Here is a 17,375-nt window from a genome sequence, read left to right on the forward strand (position 1 = left end):
CTAAAATTCAACCTTAGTGCTGGGTTTTGCACTGATCATGGTCAGATAGCACGGTTAGGATTCGGCATTCTGCAACACTGCCATGATCACAAGATTTCAGCATGGCGGTCAATTCGGTTTCCAACGCTTGCAATTGTTTTATGCGTTTGCGCACATCGCTTAGATGTTTTTCGGCAATCAAATCCAAATCTTCGCAAGGGGCTGACGGGTGGTCGGCCATGCGGATAAATTCGCGAATTGAATCAATTGAAAAGCCCAAATCGCGCGCATGCGCAATCATGGACAATCGATCTCGCGCGGCCTGAGGATAGCGGCGCTGTCCGCCTGCGGTGCGCCCCGGCGGGTCGAGCAACTCAATCTCTTCATAATAGCGGATGGTGGGCACCTTCACGTCACACAGTTTGGACAATTGCCCGATCGAATATTCCTTCACCATTTGAGATTTTCCTGTCGTGCCACTCAACTCCAAAAGCTCTAAAGACTAGAGCATTTAATGTTGTGAAGATCAAGAGGCTTAAAGGTCTTGTGCGATGTCGATCAGTTTATCGATGGTGCGCCGATTGCGCACGGTGAGCGCTGTGCCCAATTTCTTCTCATAATTGAGATTGGCCATTTTAGATCGAGCTGATCCACCGCCAAAGTAAAAGAAGAATGCGTCACCTTGTTGGGCGACAAGTTCATCGTCAGTCGCCAATTGTTTCAGCACATCTAGTGCATCTCCATTTGGGGTTTTGCGGGCAAATCCAGTCATCATGAACTTTTGTTCGCGATCATCCTGCTCAAACGGATAGGCTTTTTGCACGTCTTGGAGATCGGGCAATGAGCGCAAAATAATCTGGCTTTCAAAGCCAAATTTTTGCGTAAATGCGGTTTCTAATTTTTCAGCAAGCGGGGCCGCTTGTTCATCATGATGAAACACCAAGTTGCCAGACTGAATGTAGTGTTTTGTCTTTTCTCCGCCTTGGTGGTTGAGAAAGGCCACTAAATCGGCCATCTTCACTTTGTGATTGCCGCCCACATTTAAGCCACGAAATAAAGCAATATAAATCATCTACCCGCCTCGCCTCTTCAGAAAGCCATTTATGTCACAGACTGCATCCGAAATCGACACGATCATTCAAACGCCCCATCTGGCCGATTGGCCGCACCCAATTAAAGGGGTTGTGTTTGATATGGATGGGCTGCTGCTGGACACTGAGCGTTTATACAAACAGGTAATGATTGAGATTTGCACTGAGTGGGAACTGCATATGAGCGATGAGATATTTATCTCATTGGTGGGCATCCCCTCAAATGAAAGCGCAAAGATTTATCACCATCATTATGGCGATGCTTTCGATGTAGATGCGTTTAACGCTTTGTGCTTTGAGCGGATCACGCTTGCCTGCGAAGAGGCTGTGCCGTTAAAGCCTGGCGCAAAATTGCTGGTGGAGCAATTGAGCTTGCGCGATGTGCCCATCGCCGTGGCCACCTCAACTGGCCGCGATATGGCGCATCGGTTTTTGGATCAAGCCGGGTTGAAACCGCACTTCGATCATATTGTGACCCGCAATGATGTGAGCAATGGCAAGCCCAACCCTGAGCCGTTTTTGACCGCCGCCAAAAGGCTTGGCCTTGCGCCAGAAAACTGCATTGCGTTCGAAGATTCTCACAATGGGGTGCGGGCCGCGCATGGTGCAGGCATGGCGACCATTATGGTGCCGGATATTTTGCAGCCAATTGATGAAATTGCCCAGCGCTGTGCGGCAATCATGCCATCACTATTGCATTTCAAAATTGAGTTGGATCACTTTTTCGCGCCTGCTGCGCAAAAGTAAAAGGGCCGCCAATTGGCGACCCTTTGATGCTACATTTGGCTGGGTAGGAACAGCGACAAAGCTGGAATGCCAACCAAAAGGGCAAGGCGGATAATGTCTGCCACCCAGAATGGGGTTACCCCTTTAAAGATGGTGCCTGTGGTGACATCGCCGACCACATTTTTCAATATGAACACATTGAGGCCCACCGGCGGGGTGATCAAACTGATCTCCGTCACCACCACGACAACAACACCGAACCATACCGGATCAAACCCAAGGCCAATAACCAGCGGGAAGAAAATCGGCACTGTCAGCAACAGCATGGATAGGCTTTCAAAGATCATGCCCAACAGGATGTAGATCATCAAAATGATCGCCATCACCATCCATGGCGCCAAATTAAGCGCGGCGATCATATCGCGAAGGCCTTCGGTGAGACCTGCAATATTGACGAAGTTGGAAAAAATCCAAGCCCCGATCAAAACGCTGAACAAAGAGGCGGTCGTGATTGCCGTTTCTTTGAGCACTTCACTGACAGCTTTAAAGTTGAGGTTGCCCCGGAAAAGCGCGATCAAAAACGCTCCCGCAGCACCCATGCCAGCCGCTTCGGTTGGTGAGAAGGTCAAATAAATGGGCCAAACATTGAGCACACCATAAAGACCACCAATGACCAAGAAGAAGAGCAACAAAACGGCCCACACGCCGCGCAATGCAGCAAAGCGACCTTTCCAATCTGTCCGCTCGCCTGCCGGGCCAGCATCTGGATTGCGGCCGACCGTGTAACCTACGGCGAAGATGTAAAACACGATCCCCAAAATACCGGGAATGATGCCCGCGATAAACAACTTGCCGATAGATGTTTCGGTCAACAAGCCATAGATCACCAAAATCACAGATGGCGGGATCAAAATGCCCAACGTGCCCCCAGCCGCGATGGATGCGGTGGAAAGGCTATCTGCATAGCCATATTTGCGCATTTCAGGCATTGCCACTTTCGACATGGTGGCGGCAGTGGCCAATGATGACCCACAAATGGCCGCAAAACCACCACAGGCAACGATGGTGGCCATAGCCAAACCGCCGCGCAAATGCCCTAAGAATGCAAATGAGACACGGTAAAGCTCTCGTGAAATGCCGCCCTTATTGACGAAAAGGCCCATCAAAATGAAAAGCGGGATAACGGACAGGCCGTAATCTTGTGAAGTGTCGATGATCAAGCGGGAGACCATGGACAAAGCGCCACGGAAGCTTGTTTCGTACATATAGCCGACCATGCCAACCAAGCCCATGGCAAAGGCGATGGGCATGCGCAGTAAAACCAGCACCAATACAATGGCAAATCCAATAGCGGCTTCAATCATTTGACGGCTCCAAAAGTTGCGGGGCAATCAGGGTGATCAAACCACGCACCACCAACACAGCGGCGGTGACAAAGGTCATGATCGCGATAAACCACTCGATATAAAATTGAGGCAGGGCAAGATATTCAGTTACATCACCGTAAGACCGGGCACGCTCCGCCAGCACCACCACTTGTTGCGCAGGCCAGATAAGCATGACACCACATGCCAAATTGATGAGACCATCGCGGATGCGAACGGCCCATTTATTGGTGAAGAATGCGTCGGTCAAATCCACCACAATATGTTCTTGCGTGCCGGAGATAATCGGCAACATCAAAAACACGATGATGGCCATAAACCAGCGGGTAAGCTCAGTGGCGGCTTCAATGGGCGCGTTGAAAGCAGAGCGCAACATCACGTCTGCAAAAATCATCACCATCAAGGCGAAAAGCGCGATAGAGGCCATGATGATGGGTAGCTTGGAGAGCTGTCGAATAAGTTTTAGGGCAGAATTCATATGTTTTCCTAAGCACCTTGTGGGGTGGAGCGAGGCCAAAGAGCCCCGCTCCAATTCGACTTAGGGTGACGCTATTGCGCCGCCATTTCGGCTTTCACCATGTCATATGCTGCTTGAGCGTCGATGCCAGCTTCGGTCAATTCTGCCAAAACCTGCTTGGTGATCAGGTCGGCATATTGGCTGTAAAGCTGTTGATCTTGTTCTGAAGCAACAGTGATGGTGTTGTCGTCAGCAGCTTCAGTGACTTCACGACCAATGCGGTCGACTTCGTCCCAAGCTTGGCCCAACATGCGGCTGGCTGGTTCGCCAAACACTTTTTCTTGCAAAGCTGTTTGCAATTCTGCAGGCAAGCTGTCGAAAGTTTCTTGGCTCATCAAGAATGCGAATGACCCACGGTAGAAACCGCCAGGCATTTCATAAACATTCTTGGCCACTTCGGTCAGCTTGAAGCCTTCACGGCCTTCATAAGGCATGGCCACCGCATCCGCAGCGTCAGATGCCAAAGTTTCATACACTTTTGGTGCTGGCACTTGAATGCCGATCATGCCCAATTCGCGGCCAATGTCGCTTGCTACGCCACCAGGGAGACGCGTTTTCAACCCATCCAGATCAGCAAGTGTTTTCACTTCTTTGTTGGAGTGAATTTGGCCCGGACCGTGGGTTGAAAGACCCATCACAATCACACCGCGGTGCTCATCAAGCGCTGCCAAGTGCTTTTCGAACACCCGCCAGTAAGCAACAGAAGCCGCTTCTGCATTGCCCTCATAACCGGGCAATTCGATCAGCTTTGGTGCCACAAAGCGGCCAGGTTGATAGCCATGGAAAATGATGGTCATGTCGGCAGCGCCGTCCATCACCAAATCCATTTGAGCTGGTGGTGGGGCAATGCCCAACTTCACCTCAGCGGTCACTTTACCGTCTGTGGCTTCTTCAATCATCTTGATCAGACCCGGCCACATAAGCGCATTGATGCCATGGTTTGGCCCGGTCCAGCTTGAGATAGTGAGGTTATAGTCTGCCGCCCATGCACTGGTGCTGGTGGTTACGGCGATGGCTGCAGCTGCAGCGAGTTTAAAAAACTTGTTCATTTCTTCCTCCCTAAATGAACCTTCCTCCACACTCGACCGGATGGCCGAGAATTCCTTAGCGCATCAAGGTTATTGCTCCTCCAAGCCCTTGATGCCGCCCAATAATAAATCCGTTGCGAGATCGGCATATTGCGGACGCGTCATCCCCTTACCGCGCCGATACCACATGTAAAACCAGTTGAGCATGCCAAACAAAGACATGGCGACCGGCCTAAGCGTTTCCTGACGATTCTCAAAATAGTCAGGTGACACTGATTTTATGACAGTTGAAAATGTAACTACCAACTGCCTTTGTAAATCGGCAAGCTGATCTTGATCAACCTTTGGTAGTACTTTCGTCGCTTCCAGCTGCAATTTATGCTCAGCGTCTGCGTCGCGATATTGGGTCAAAATGGCATGAACCAAATTGCGCAAATGGGTTTTGGGATCATCCACTGGCTCCACCGCTTCCACTGCTTCCACAAGATCTTTCAAGTGGGTGTGGATGATATCATACAGCAAAACTTCCTTGCTGGCATAATAGTGATAGATCAGGGCTTTGGAGATGCCACATTCGCTTGCCAATTGGCTCATCGACGCACGATCAAAGCCGTTTTCTGCAAAGAATTTTGCAGCGGTTTTCAAAATCGCTTCGCGCTTTTCGCCATGATCTTTGGCAATGGTCCTAACCACTTGGCTTATCCCTTATCTCGATTGTCGATCACCCGCACAGCCTTGCCTTGCGAGCGTGGCACGCCGCCTGGCTCATTGGCCACAACGCGGGCAGAAACGCCAATATTGTCTTTGATTTTCTTGCTCAACGCTTTGCTCAATAGCGCACGATTTTCTTCCGTCGCCGCATCGACTGTGGCTTCCACATGGATGGTCATTTCGTCCATACGACCCTGATGGGTCAGCTCGATCTGGAAGTGTGGGGCAAGGCCAGCAACGGCCAATACCTGCACTTCAACTTGCGTTGGGAACACATTCACGCCGCGCAAAATGATCATATCGTCGGAGCGACCAGTGATCTTTTCCATCCGCCGCATGGAGCGGGCAGTGCCCGGCAAGAGCCGCGTCAAATCACGGGTGCGATAGCGGATGATCGGCAGTGCTTCTTTGGTCAACGAAGTGAACACCAGCTCACCCTCTTCGCCGTCTTCCACCAACTCGCCCGTCTCCGGATTGATGATTTCAGGGTAGAAATGGTCTTCCCAAATATGCAGCCCATCTTTGGTTTCCACACATTCATTGGCGACGCCCGGCCCCATCACTTCGGACAGGCCGTAAATATCCACCGCATGCATGTCGAACGCGTCTTCCACTTCCTTGCGGGTGGCGTTTGTCCATGGCTCAGCGCCGAAAATGCCGACTTGCAGCGAGCTGGCGCGCGGGTCGATGCCTTGCTTTTTAAACTCGTCCAAAATTGCCAGCATGTAAGATGGGGTTACTGTGATGGCGCTTGGCTTAAAATCTTCGATCAATTGCACCTGCCGTGCGGTCATGCCGCCAGACACAGGCACAACGGAGCAGCCCAAGCGCTCCGCGCCATAATGGGCGCCCAAACCGCCAGTGAACAGGCCATAGCCATAGGCATTGTGCAAAATATCACCTTTGCGCACGCCCGCTGCCCGCAAAGACCGCGCCACCACATCGGACCACACGTCGATATCGTTTTTGGTGTAGCCGACAACGGTTGGCTTGCCCGTAGTGCCAGACGAGGCGTGAATGCGCACCACCTCTTCGCGCGGCACGGCAAACATACCGAAAGGATAATTGTCGCGCAGGTCTGTTTTCACCGTAAACGGGAATTTTGACAGATCGCTGAGGCTTTTCAGATCGCTGGGATGCACGCCTGCTTCGTCGAATTTGGCTTTATAGAACGGCACATTCTCATAAGCATGGGCGAGTGTTTTCTTCATCCGCTCCAATTGTAGCGCGCTGATTTCATCGCGCGAGGCGATTTCAATCGGTTCCAGATCGTCTTTCTTTGGCGATAAATCTTTCATCTCTCTCCCCCCATCAACGCCTATGGGCGCTCCAACATCAAGGCAATGCCTTGGCCAACACCGATGCACATGGTGCACAAAGCGCGATTAGCACCTGTGTTCATCATCTCAACCCCTGCAGTTAGCGCCAGGCGCGCGCCGCTCATCCCCAACGGGTGACCGAGGGCAATCGCCCCACCATTTGGATTGACGAAATCCGCATCTTCCGCCACGCCCAATTGGCGCAACACAGCAATGCCCTGCGAGGCGAAGGCTTCGTTCAACTCGATCAAATCCACATCGGTGATTTTAAGCCCCAAGCGATCCAGCAGCTTTTCCGATGCTGGTGCGGGGCCAATGCCCATAATGCGCGGTTCAACGCCTGCCGTCGCGAGGCCCGTGATCCGTGCCTTCGGGGTCAATCCATATTTTTCAACCGCCGCTTTAGACGCAATGATCATGGCCGCCGCGCCGTCATTGACGCCTGACGCGTTGCCGGCAGTGACGGAACCGCCCTCGCGGAACGGTGTGGGTAGGCTGGCCAGTTTTTCCAGCGTGCTTTGGCGCGGGTGCTCGTCTGTATCAAAGACGATCGGGTCTTTTTTGCGTTGTGGAATTTCCACCGCCACGATTTCCTGTGCCAAACGGCCAGAGGCGATGGCTTTGGCAGCCTTTTCCTGAGAGCGCAGGGCAAAGGCGTCCTGATCTTCGCGGGAAATGTTGAAATCCTCAGCAACATTCTCGCCAGTTTCCGGCATAGAATCGATGCCATATTGCGCCTTCATCAGCTTGTTGACGAAGCGCCAGCCGATGGTGGTGTCGTAAATTTCTGCATTGCGTGAAAAGGCTGTGTCAGCCTTGGGCATCACAAACGGGGCGCGGCTCATGCTTTCCACGCCGCCGGCCAAAATCACCTCGGCTTCACCCGCCTTGATGGAACGGGCCGCCATGCCCACGGCATCCATGCCAGAACCGCACAAGCGGTTGATGGTGGTGCCGGGCACTGAAGTTGAAAGCCCCGCCAAAAGTGTCGCCATGCGTGCCACGTTGCGGTTATCTTCGCCCGCCTGGTTGGCGCAGCCCATATAGCAATCATCGATGGCGCTCTGGTCCAAACCGGGCGCTGCCTCGATGGTCTTTTTGATCACATGCGCCAGCATATCGTCTGGCCGCACCGCCGCTAGGGTGCCGCCAAAACGGCCAATTGGCGTTCTAAATCCTTCGCACAAATAGGCTTCTGTCACGCCTCATTCTCCTCAAAATGGGTTCCCTTCACGGTGCGCGAATGGCCGCGAAAATGCGCCAACGCCTCGCCGTTCTGGTTGGTGATGGTCACATCATAAATGCCAGCACGCCCGGCTTTGCTGACTTCCACCGCTTTTGCGGTTAACACGTCGCCTTCCATGCCGGGCTGCACATAGGTGATTGAATTTTGGTAGGCTACAGCCAACTGATTGTAGCTGTTGCACGCAAAAGCAAAGGCGCTATCGGCCAACATGAAAATATAGCCGCCATGGCAAATTTTATGGCCGTTTAAATGTTCTGGTCTCAAAGGCAGCGACAAGGTGGCCGTGCCCGGCCCTACATGATCCAATGTCATGCCGACCCGTTGGGAAGCGGAATCATTATCCCACATGGCTTTGGCTGCGCGTTCAGCGCGCTCCTGAGGGCTCATTATTCAATGCCCCCAAATTGGGTGGGCCGCTTGTCCAAAAAGGCACTCACCCCTTCGGCATAATCTTTTGAACGACCACAACGGCCCTGCATTTCAGCTTCCATGTCCAAGTGCTCGTCGAGCGTATGGTCATGCGAGGTTTGCAGCGCTTGCTTCATTTGCCCCAAACCAAAGGTTGGGCCTTCGGCCATTTGGGCGGTCAGCTTGCGGGCTTCATCCATCAATTGGTCATCAGCCACGGCTTGCCAGATCATGCCCCACTCCACGGCCTGCTTGGCCATAACGGGCGTTGCTGTCATGCAGATATATTTGGCACGTGCTTCGCCGATCAGGCGTGGCAAAATCCAGCTGCCCCCGGCATCAGGCACCAGCCCGACTTTGGCAAAGCTTTGGATGAATTTTGCGCTCTCCGCCGCCAGCACGATGTCGCAGCCCAGCGCGATATTGACCCCGGCTCCTGCCGCGACACCATTTACGGCGCAGATGATTGGCTTGTTGATCGAGCGGATCAAACGCACCAGCGGGTTATAGAAATTGGAGATGGTGGCCTGCAGGTCAGGCGGCGAAGTCATTTTGCGTGGATCGCGGGCATCCAAATCCTGTCCAGCGCAGAAACCACGACCTGATCCAGTGAGCAGAATCGCCCGCACCGCATCGTCATTTTTTGCCTCATTCAGCGCCTTTTGCAGCGCCTCATGCATCTCGTCGTTGAACGAATTTAGACGGTCTGGACGGTTGAGCGCGATCTCAACCCAAGTCTCATTTTTGGTGACGATGATTGTATCGCTCACGCTAACCTCCCTTAAGAACTCACTTTTTTCCGTTTCGGACCAGCGAGAACAATCTCCATTTGAAAATTAGCTTTACATAAACCGACTGGTTGGTCAATATATGTTTCAACGAAGATCGACAGTGGGGGAGCAAATTAGTGTCTGACGTGGTACGGGTCGATATTCAGGATCAGGTAGCGCGGGTGGAGATCAATAATCCGCCGGTGAACGCAACGGGGCAAGCCGTGCGCCAAGGGCTACTGGATGCAGTGGCGCAGATCGAACAGGCTGGGGCGAAAGCCGCCATTGTTTATGGCGCGGGCCGCACTTTTGTGGCGGGCGGCGACATTTCAGAATTTGGCAAGCCACCGCAATTGCCACACCTTCCAGATGTGTATCAAGCGATTGAAGACAGCAGCGTGCCGTGGATCGCGGCGGTGCATGGCACCACTTTAGGCGGCGGCTTTGAACTGGCCATGGCCTGCGCCTTCCGATTGGCGCAAAAAGGCACCCGCTTTGGCCTGCCGGAAGTGAATTTGGGCCTAGTGCCCGGTGCGGGGGGCTCGCAACGCTTGCCGCGCTTGATTGGTGTGGATACTGCAATTGATCTGGCGACCACTGGCAAAATGATTGATGCCGCCGAGCTAAAAGAGCTAGGTGGATTAGACGGCGTTTTTGACGGCGATCCGCTGGAAGCGGGCATCGCTTTTGCGGCCGATTTGCCCGTACGGCCCACCAAAGTCAGCGCCCGCGAGGTTGCGCCGGTGAATAGCGATTATTTCGCTCAAAAACGAGCCGAGATCAAAAAACGCGCCAAGGGCCAATCGTCGCCGCTCGACAATCTGAAGGCCATTGAATGGGCTGCCACGCTACCATTTGCTGAAGGCCAACCCAAGGAGCGGCGGTTACATTTGGATTTGCGCGACAGCGCCCAAAGCCAGGCCTTGCGGCATGTGTTTTTTGCGGAACGCGCGGTGAGCAAGCCAAAAGCCATTGAGGGCGGCACGCCGATTGAAATCACCACAATCTGTGTGGTCGGCGGCGGCCTGATGGGCGCAGGCATCGCTTTTGCCTGCTTGCAAGCGGGCTATCAGGTGATTTTGATTGAGCGGGATGATGACGCTGCGAAAGCTGGGCAGGACCGCATTGCAGGCCTGATCGAGGGCGGCATTAAGCGCGGCAAAATTTCAGAAGAAAAAGCGACGAAGCTGCGCTCAGCGCTCTCCGCATCATCAGATTATGCCGCATCAGCGCCTGCTGATCTGGCAATTGAGGCTGTGTTTGAAGATTTGGCGGTGAAGCAGGCGGTGTTCCAATCGCTGGCGGCGCATATGCGCAAAGACGCGATTTTGGCCACCAACACCTCCTATCTCGACCCGACCCAAATCTTTGAGGGCATCGACAATCCGGCCCGTTTAATCGGCCTGCATTTCTTCTCGCCCGCGCACATCATGAAACTGCTGGAAATCGTCAAACTGCCCACGACGTCAAAAGATGTGCTGGCCACGGGCTTTGATCTGGGCAAGCGCCTGCGCAAGGTCGGCGTGCTGTCTGGCATTTGCGACGGCTTTATCGGCAACCGTATTCTCTCCGCTTATCGGCGGCAGGCAGATTATTTGCTGATGGATGGGTGCACCCCGCGCCAGATTGACCGCGCCATGCGCGATTTTGGCATGCCCATGGGGCCTTATGAGCTGCAAGATCTGACCGGGCTGCAAATCGCCTGGGCCAACCGCAAACGGCAGGCGGCTACCCGCCCTGCGGAAGAGCGCTATGTCCGCATTGGCGATTTGCTGTGCGAGGCAGAGCGGTTTGGCCAGCGCAGCCAAAAAGGCTGGTACAAATATGAAGAGGGCGACCGCACGCCGCAGGATGATCCTTTTGTCACCGATTTGATTGTTGAAGAAGCCGCCAGTGTGGGGCTCACCCGCCGCGACTTTACCGATCAGGAGATTGTCGATCGGCTGATGGCGGTGATGATCAATGAAGGCGCGCTGATTGTTGAAGAAGGCATTGCCGAGCGCGATCTCGATGTCGATCTGGTGAAAATTCATGGCTATGGCTTTCCGCGATGGCGCGGTGGCCCCATGCATTATGGCGAACAGATCGGCATGGACAAGGTGAAACATGCTATGGCCAATGTGGTGGCGCAAAGCCCCAATAGCTGGCGCGTGGCGGGGAGGCTTTCATGAGCGAGATTGGCCGGGACCTGATTGAAGGGTTTGACCTGAACCATCCCCCTGCCGGGTTTATTCAAGATCCGTTTCCTTATTATCGTACCATGTTGGCACATCAACCGATTTTGCCGCAGCCGGACGGCTCTTTTATTCTGTCGCGTTTTGCCGATCTGGATCGCATCTATCGTGACACCACGCTTTATTCGTCGGACAAGAAGCAGGCCTTTCTGCCAAAATTTGGCGGCGATGCGCCGCTTTATGAACATCACACCACGTCGCTGGTGTTTAACGACCCACCTTTGCACACGCGCGTACGCAAAATCATGGTGGGCGCGCTTAATGCCCGCGCCATTTCCAATATGGAGCCGGGGCTGATCGAGACCATCGATATGCTGTTGGCCGATATGGCGGATCGCAATGAGGTGGATTTGATCGAAGATTTTGCCAGTAAAATCCCCATCCAGATCATTGGCAATATGTTCAATATGCCGATGGAAGATCGGGAACCTTTGCGGGACTGGTCTTTGGCGATTTTGGGGGCGTTGGAGCCAACGCTTACTCCCGAGCAGGAAGCGTGGGGCAACCAGTCAGTCAAAGACTTCAAGCTTTATCTGAAAGACCTGGCCAACCATCGGCGCAAATATCCCGGCGATCCGGAAACCGATGTGTTGACCCGCTTGATTGAGAGCGAAGAAGGGCAATTGTCTGAAACAGAATTACTGCAAAACTGTATTTTCATTCTCAATGCCGGGCACGAAACCACAACCAATTTGATCGGCAATGCCCTAGCGGTGCTGCACGAATTTCCGGATCAGATGCAGGCGCTGAAACAGGACCCGGATTTGATCAAAACCGGGGTTGATGAGTTTTTGCGCTTTTTGTCGCCCAACCAGTTTGGCAACCGCGAAACCACCGAAGATATTGAGTTGGACGGATTTAAGTTCCCCAAGGGCACCAATCTACATTTGGCCATTGGCGCAGCCAATCGCGATCCGGCGCAATTCCATCAGCCTGACCAATTGATCCTGTCGCGCAAACCAAATCGACATTTGGCGTTTGCGGGCGGGCCGCACCTTTGCGTCGGCTTTCAATTGGCACGGATGGAGGGCCGCATCGCGGTCAACCGGTTCCTTAAGGCCTATCCAGATTACAAATTGACAGGCGAAGCAGAGCAGGGCGGACGCATCCGCTTCCGCGGCTATGCGAAACTGCCTGCGACATTAAAATAGAGGGTTTAAAATGACTTTGATGCAATTAGAAAGCTTTGCTGCAGGCCAATGGGTGGCCCCTTCCGGCAAGGTGCGCAAAATTTATTCGGCGGTGACGGGCGAAGAGATCGCCGAAGCAGGCTCGGACAAGCTCGATTTCCAGCAGATGATCGATTTCGCCAAGCAAAAGGGCGGTCCCGCGCTGCGCAAAATGACCTTTCATGATCGTGCGCGGATGCTGAAAGCCTTGGCGACTTATCTGAATGACCGCCGCGATCCGCTGTATGAATTGTCGTATAAAACTGGCGCCACCTTGGCCGACAGCAAGATCGATATTGATGGCGGCATTGGCACTGTTTTTGTTTACGCCTCCAAAGGCCGCCGGGAAATGCCCGATGCGCATATTTACCCCGATGGCGACCTTGAAATTCTGTCACGCAATGGCACATTTTTGGGCCAGCATTATTGCACGCCTTTGCTGGGCGTTGCCGTGCATATTAATGCGTTCAACTTTCCCGTCTGGGGCATGTTGGAAAAGCTCGCCCCCACTCTGTTGGCTGGCGTACCCGCCATTGTAAAACCCGCCACCTCTACCTCATACGTCACCGAAGCGTGCGTGAAAATGATGGTGGAAAGCGGCATTTTGCCGGAAGGCGCGATCCAATTGGTGATGGGCGGCACGGGCGATTTGCTTGATCGTCTGGATTGCCAAGATGTGGTGAGCTTTACGGGCTCCGCTGCCACGGCGTCCTACCTCAAATCTAATGAGAATATCCAGAAGAACGGCGTGCGCTTTATCGCCGAGCAGGACAGCTTGAATGCTTCTGTACTTGGGCCGGATGTGACGCCAGAGACCCCAGAATTTGACCTGTTCGTCAAAGAGGTTTTGCGCGAGATGACCGCCAAGGCGGGCCAAAAATGTACGGCCATCCGCCGGATGATTGTGCCGGACGCGCAGGTGCAAAATGTGATCGATGCCTTGAGCGCCAAGCTGGCCAAAAATGTGATCGGCGATCCCACCGCAGAAGGCACGCGCATGGGGGCGTTGGCATCGCTGGATCAGAAAAAGGATGTGCTGGAAAAGGCCGCTGAAATTGGCAGTGAGTGCGACCTTATTTTTGGTGATCAGGACAGTTTGCAACTGAATGGCGAAGGCTTAGAAAATGGCGCCTTTGTTGCGCCCATGCTGTTCCATTGTAAAGACCCGGACAGCGCCACCATCGTGCATTGCACTGAAGCCTTTGGCCCCGTCGCTACCGTGATGGGCTATCGCGATCTCGGTCATGCGATTGAGTTGATGAACAAAGGCGGTGGCTCGCTTGTGGCCTCTGTCATCACCCATGACGCCGATGTGGCGCGGGAGATGACTATGGGCGCGGCGGCGTGGCATGGTCGACTTTATTTCAACAACCGCGACAGCATGAAGGAATCTACCGGTCATGGCTCGCCCCTGCCCCATATGGTGCATGGTGGCCCCGGTCGCGCGGGCGGCGGCGAAGAATTGGGCGGCGTGCGTGGCGTCACCCATTATATGCAGCGCACAGCGGTGCAAGGCAGCCCGGACCTGTTGACCGGCATTGGCGGCACTTATGTGAAAGGCGCGCGCTTTAAAGAAGGCCCGGCCCATCCGTTCACCCGCACCTTCCACGAGTTGGAAATTGGCGAAACGATCCAAACCAAATCACGCACGGTGACGCTTGAAGATATTGAGCATTTCGCCCATTTCACGGGTGACACGTTCTATGCCCATATGGATGAGGAAGCGGCGGAGGCCAATCCGTTCTTCCCCGGTCGCGTGGCCCATGGTTATTTGCTTTTGAGCTTTGCGGCGGGTTTGTTTGTGCAGCCTGACCCCGGCCCGGTTTTGGCCAATACCGGCCTGAATAGTCTCAGCTTCCAGAAGCCAGTGAGCCCGGGCGATGAAGTGCGCGTAACGCTGACCGTAAAGCGCAAAACCAAGCGGACTGATGAATATGGCGAAGTGCGTTGGCACGTGAATATGTTCAATCAGGATGATGAACAAGTTGCCGAATATGAGCTTTTGACCATGGTGGCGTTTGAGCGTACATAAGGTGCATGAGTGCACCGCATAAGCTGATTTCACCTTTGATCGACCATCTGCATTCAGATGGTCGATTGCGCGTTTGGTCCGTGGTCATCACCATTTTTGGTGATGCCGTGCAACCGCATGGGGGCACCGCCGCGATGGCCGATTTGCAGACCATATTGGGCCATATGGGCGTGGAAAATGGTGCTCTACGCACCGCCATGTCGCGCTTGGCGAAAGAAGGCTGGGTGACGCGCGACCGCCAAGGCCGCAACAGCTTTTACCGCTTGTCTCCCGCCGGGCTGAAAAGCTTTATCCCTGCCACCGAAAAGATCTACCGTGCCCAATATGCACCGACACCGGAAAAACTGATATTTGCTATCGGTCCCGATGTGATCGGCACCGCCCGTGAACAGCTGAACGCGCTGCTGGCCGGATTTGGCGGCATGGCGCTGCGCAATGGAGTAGCGCTGTTTGCGGACCCGAGCGAACACTTATTGCAGCAATTGCAGCAAGCCGATCTCTTGCTGATCAACGCTGACCTCGATGAATTGCCGCGCTGGGTAGCGGAGAAGTTGGAACTGACAGAGATTGAGGCAGATTATCAGGCCCTGCTCAATCGCTTCACGCCGCTGGGTGAGCAGGCCGAACAACTGGCCACCCTCTCCCCGATTGATGCGTTATGCGCCCGTATTCTGTTGATCCATGAATGGCGGCGGCTGATCTTGAAGCAACCGCCCCTCCCCGCGCATTTATTGCCCGCAGACTGGCCCGGCGCTGCCGCCCACCATCTGGTGAGTGGGCTTTATCGACAATTGATTGAGCCGTCTGAGAATTGGTGGTCGAACGGCAATGGTGCTGAGGCACGGATAGTGTTGGCTGAGCGGTTTTAAATTAGGCACTGTTTTTCTTGGCACAGTGCCAGCCCCCCCCCCTCACGTCATTACCGGACTTGATCCGGTAATCCATGTAGCCGTTTAGTCTGCCATTGCGCCGGAGTCTAATCGCCAACACTGCTTGGACCCCGGATCAAGTCCGGGGTGACGCCGTATGTGGTGTAGCAGCGCTGAAACGCCCGCCCCACCCTCAGTCGTCACCCCAAGACTTGATCTTGGGGCCCAATTCACCTGTCCGCATGCGGAAGAGCGAAATGCTTACATTAAGTGCCGTGTTGCAAGCGTGAAATGGATTACCGGATCAAGTCCGGTAATGACGTTTGGGTTTGTTGTCTAGGCAGTGCCTTAAACCCGCAAGGCAGTTTTACTCCTCAATATAAGCAAACACGCCCGTCGAGGTGGTTGCCACTTTTTCGCTACCTTCGGCCATAATGTCGATGCGGGTGGTGGCTAGGCGTTTGCCGTTGGAGAGGACTTTGGCGTCGAAAATCACATTACCTTCGGGCAGGGGCCGCATAAAGTTGGTGGCCATGTCGACGGTGACGCAATTGCGGAAGCGGCCATTGAGGTAGCTCAGGGCCAAAAAGCTGACCGTATCCGACCCGGCCATCAGCGCCTGGCCACTCACTAAACCGCCATTTGGCCCCTTATGTCGCAAGATTTTTTCCGTCGCTGGCATCACGAATCGGGCGCCATTTTCCCCAAGGTCCAACACTTTAATGCCAAGCTCTTGCACCCAAGGTGCGCAAATTTCGACGATCAGCGCTTCCAGCGCTGCTGCATCTAAACGATTTTCCATCCCCATCTCTCCAATATGTTACGAAAATTACTTGATATGTGAAATTTCGTGACGTATTATTAACATCCAGAGAGAGGGATGCCAATATGTATTCACAAGGATTGATTGGTGCCGATGGCGCCACGGAAGAAACTGAAGAGTTTCTGGCCAAGTTTCAGGCTCGCATTGACCGGGAAGAAAAGATTGAACCCAATGATGCAATGCCGAATGGCTATCGCAAAACATTGGTGCGCCAAATCGGCCAGCACGCCCATTCAGAAATTGTCGGCATGTTGCCTGAGGGCAATTGGATTACCCGTGCGCCAAGTCTGCGCCGCAAGGCTGCGTTGCTGGCGAAAGTGCAGGATGAAGGTGGCCACGGGCTTTATCTTTATTCCGCTGCCGAAACGCTGGGCGTGACCCGCGAGCAGATGACCGAGGAGCTGCTTTCTGGCAAGGCGAAATATTCGTCGATCTTCAATTACCCCACGCCAACTTGGGCCGATATCGGCACCATTGGCTGGCTGGTTGATGGCGCGGCGATTATGAACCAAATTCCGCTGTGCCGCTGTTCTTATGGCCCTTATGCCCGCGCGATGATCCGCGTGTGTAAGGAAGAGAGCTTTCACCAGCGTCAAGGCTATGAGATTTTGATTTCCCTGTGCAACGGCACTGAAGAACAAAAGCAAATGGCGCAGGATTCCATCAATCGTTGGTGGTGGCCCGCCTTGATGATGTTTGGCCCGCATGATGCAGAGTCCAGCCACTCTGAACAGAGCATGAAATGGAAAATCAAACGCTTTTCCAATGATGAGCTGCGGCAGAAATTTATCGATGCGACCGTGCCCCAAGCTGAATATTTGGGCCTCACCGTGCCGGATCCGGATTTGAAATGGAACCCGGACAAAAATGACGGCAAAGGCGGTTATGACCATGGCGAGATCGATTGGGACGAGTTTTGGCGCGTGGTGAAGGGCCACGGCAAAATGAACCGCGACCGCATTAAAGACCGCAAAAAAGCATGGGACGATGGTGCATGGGTGCGGGAAGCCGCTTTGGCGCACGCTGAAAAACGCGCCGCCCGCCAAACCCAACACGCCGCCGAATAGG

At 53.9% G+C, this 17,375-nt stretch carries 17 protein-coding genes; 6 read left to right on the forward strand and 11 right to left on the reverse strand.

What is annotated here, in order from left to right; translation table 11 throughout:
* Window positions 1-13: 13 nt before the first annotated feature.
* Together ATL17_RS11610 and ATL17_RS11615 are read right to left on the reverse strand one after the other, a co-directional pair.
* Window positions 14-436: a MerR family transcriptional regulator gene (locus ATL17_RS11610; RefSeq protein ID WP_133572953.1), complete on the reverse strand. Its 423-nt coding sequence runs from the start codon at window positions 434-436 to the stop codon at window positions 14-16.
* A gap of 78 nt (window positions 437-514) precedes the next feature.
* Window positions 515-1,051, reverse strand: coding sequence for a DUF1697 domain-containing protein (locus tag ATL17_RS11615; protein ID WP_133572954.1), 537 nt, complete (start codon window positions 1,049-1,051; stop codon window positions 515-517).
* A gap of 31 nt (window positions 1,052-1,082) precedes the next feature.
* Between ATL17_RS11615 and ATL17_RS11620 the strand changes: the two genes are divergently transcribed.
* Window positions 1,083-1,817: an HAD family hydrolase gene (locus tag ATL17_RS11620; RefSeq protein ID WP_133572955.1), complete on the forward strand. Its 735-nt coding sequence runs from the start codon at window positions 1,083-1,085 to the stop codon at window positions 1,815-1,817.
* Between the two features lie 29 nt (window positions 1,818-1,846).
* Here the strand turns inward: ATL17_RS11620 and ATL17_RS11625 are convergent, their stop codons facing one another.
* The 8 genes from ATL17_RS11625 to paaG form a co-directional block, all read right to left on the reverse strand.
* Window positions 1,847-3,160 (reverse strand): TRAP transporter large permease, encoded by a 1,314-nt coding sequence (locus ATL17_RS11625; RefSeq protein ID WP_133572956.1) that lies wholly within the window; start codon window positions 3,158-3,160, stop codon window positions 1,847-1,849.
* Entirely contained in the window at window positions 3,153-3,659 is a 507-nt protein-coding gene (locus ATL17_RS11630; protein WP_133572957.1) for a TRAP transporter small permease, read from the reverse strand. Before ATL17_RS11630 ends, ATL17_RS11625 begins: the two co-directional genes overlap by 8 nt.
* Window positions 3,660-3,730: 71 nt before the next feature.
* Window positions 3,731-4,747, reverse strand: a complete 1,017-nt coding sequence (locus ATL17_RS11635) for a TRAP transporter substrate-binding protein (RefSeq protein WP_133572958.1) — start codon at window positions 4,745-4,747, stop codon at window positions 3,731-3,733.
* A 69-nt stretch (window positions 4,748-4,816) separates the two neighbouring features.
* Window positions 4,817-5,419, reverse strand: a complete 603-nt coding sequence (locus ATL17_RS11640) for a TetR/AcrR family transcriptional regulator (protein WP_133572959.1) — start codon at window positions 5,417-5,419, stop codon at window positions 4,817-4,819.
* A gap of 5 nt (window positions 5,420-5,424) precedes the next feature.
* Window positions 5,425-6,735: a phenylacetate--CoA ligase PaaK gene (paaK, locus tag ATL17_RS11645; RefSeq protein WP_133572960.1), complete on the reverse strand. Its 1,311-nt coding sequence runs from the start codon at window positions 6,733-6,735 to the stop codon at window positions 5,425-5,427.
* Between the two features lie 20 nt (window positions 6,736-6,755).
* Complete coding sequence (gene pcaF, locus ATL17_RS11650; RefSeq protein WP_133572961.1) at window positions 6,756-7,958, reverse strand: 3-oxoadipyl-CoA thiolase; 1,203 nt, start codon at window positions 7,956-7,958, stop codon at window positions 6,756-6,758.
* Window positions 7,955-8,389 carry a hydroxyphenylacetyl-CoA thioesterase PaaI gene (gene paaI / locus ATL17_RS11655; RefSeq protein ID WP_133572962.1) on the reverse strand — a complete coding sequence of 145 codons (435 nt, stop codon included), beginning with the start codon at window positions 8,387-8,389 and terminating at the stop codon, window positions 7,955-7,957. Before paaI ends, pcaF begins: the two co-directional genes overlap by 4 nt.
* Window positions 8,389-9,180, reverse strand: a complete 792-nt coding sequence (paaG, locus tag ATL17_RS11660) for a 2-(1,2-epoxy-1,2-dihydrophenyl)acetyl-CoA isomerase PaaG (protein WP_133572963.1) — start codon at window positions 9,178-9,180, stop codon at window positions 8,389-8,391. Before paaG ends, paaI begins: the two co-directional genes overlap by 1 nt.
* 137 nt (window positions 9,181-9,317) lie before the next feature.
* Here paaG and ATL17_RS11665 point away from each other — a divergent pair, with 137 nt between their 5' ends.
* Genes ATL17_RS11665 through ATL17_RS11680 form a run of 4 tightly spaced genes read left to right on the forward strand, consistent with a single transcriptional unit; the run spans window position 9,318 to window position 15,484 of the window.
* Window positions 9,318-11,351 (forward strand): FAD-dependent oxidoreductase, encoded by a 2,034-nt coding sequence (locus ATL17_RS11665; protein WP_133572964.1) that lies wholly within the window; start codon window positions 9,318-9,320, stop codon window positions 11,349-11,351.
* Window positions 11,348-12,565 (forward strand): cytochrome P450, encoded by a 1,218-nt coding sequence (locus ATL17_RS11670; protein ID WP_133572965.1) that lies wholly within the window; start codon window positions 11,348-11,350, stop codon window positions 12,563-12,565. The genes ATL17_RS11665 and ATL17_RS11670 overlap by 4 nt, the downstream gene beginning before the upstream one ends.
* A 10-nt stretch (window positions 12,566-12,575) precedes the next feature.
* On the forward strand, window positions 12,576-14,615 hold the full coding sequence (paaZ, locus tag ATL17_RS11675; protein WP_133572966.1) for a phenylacetic acid degradation bifunctional protein PaaZ: 2,040 nt from the start codon (window positions 12,576-12,578) through the stop codon (window positions 14,613-14,615).
* A 5-nt stretch (window positions 14,616-14,620) separates the two neighbouring features.
* Window positions 14,621-15,484 (forward strand): PaaX family transcriptional regulator, encoded by an 864-nt coding sequence (locus ATL17_RS11680; protein ID WP_133572967.1) that lies wholly within the window; start codon window positions 14,621-14,623, stop codon window positions 15,482-15,484.
* Window positions 15,485-15,851: 367 nt separating this feature from the next.
* Here ATL17_RS11680 and ATL17_RS11685 read toward each other — a convergent pair whose 3' ends face one another.
* Complete coding sequence (locus ATL17_RS11685) at window positions 15,852-16,286, reverse strand: PaaI family thioesterase (RefSeq protein ID WP_166639010.1); 435 nt, start codon at window positions 16,284-16,286, stop codon at window positions 15,852-15,854.
* 86 nt (window positions 16,287-16,372) lie between these two features.
* Between ATL17_RS11685 and paaA the strand changes: the two genes are divergently transcribed.
* On the forward strand, window positions 16,373-17,374 hold the full coding sequence (gene paaA, locus ATL17_RS11690; RefSeq protein ID WP_133572969.1) for a 1,2-phenylacetyl-CoA epoxidase subunit PaaA: 1,002 nt from the start codon (window positions 16,373-16,375) through the stop codon (window positions 17,372-17,374).
* Window position 17,375: the final 1 nt, after the last annotated feature.

The organism is Maritalea mobilis, from assembly GCF_004363175.1.
GTDB lineage: Bacteria > Pseudomonadota > Alphaproteobacteria > Rhizobiales > Devosiaceae > Maritalea > Maritalea mobilis.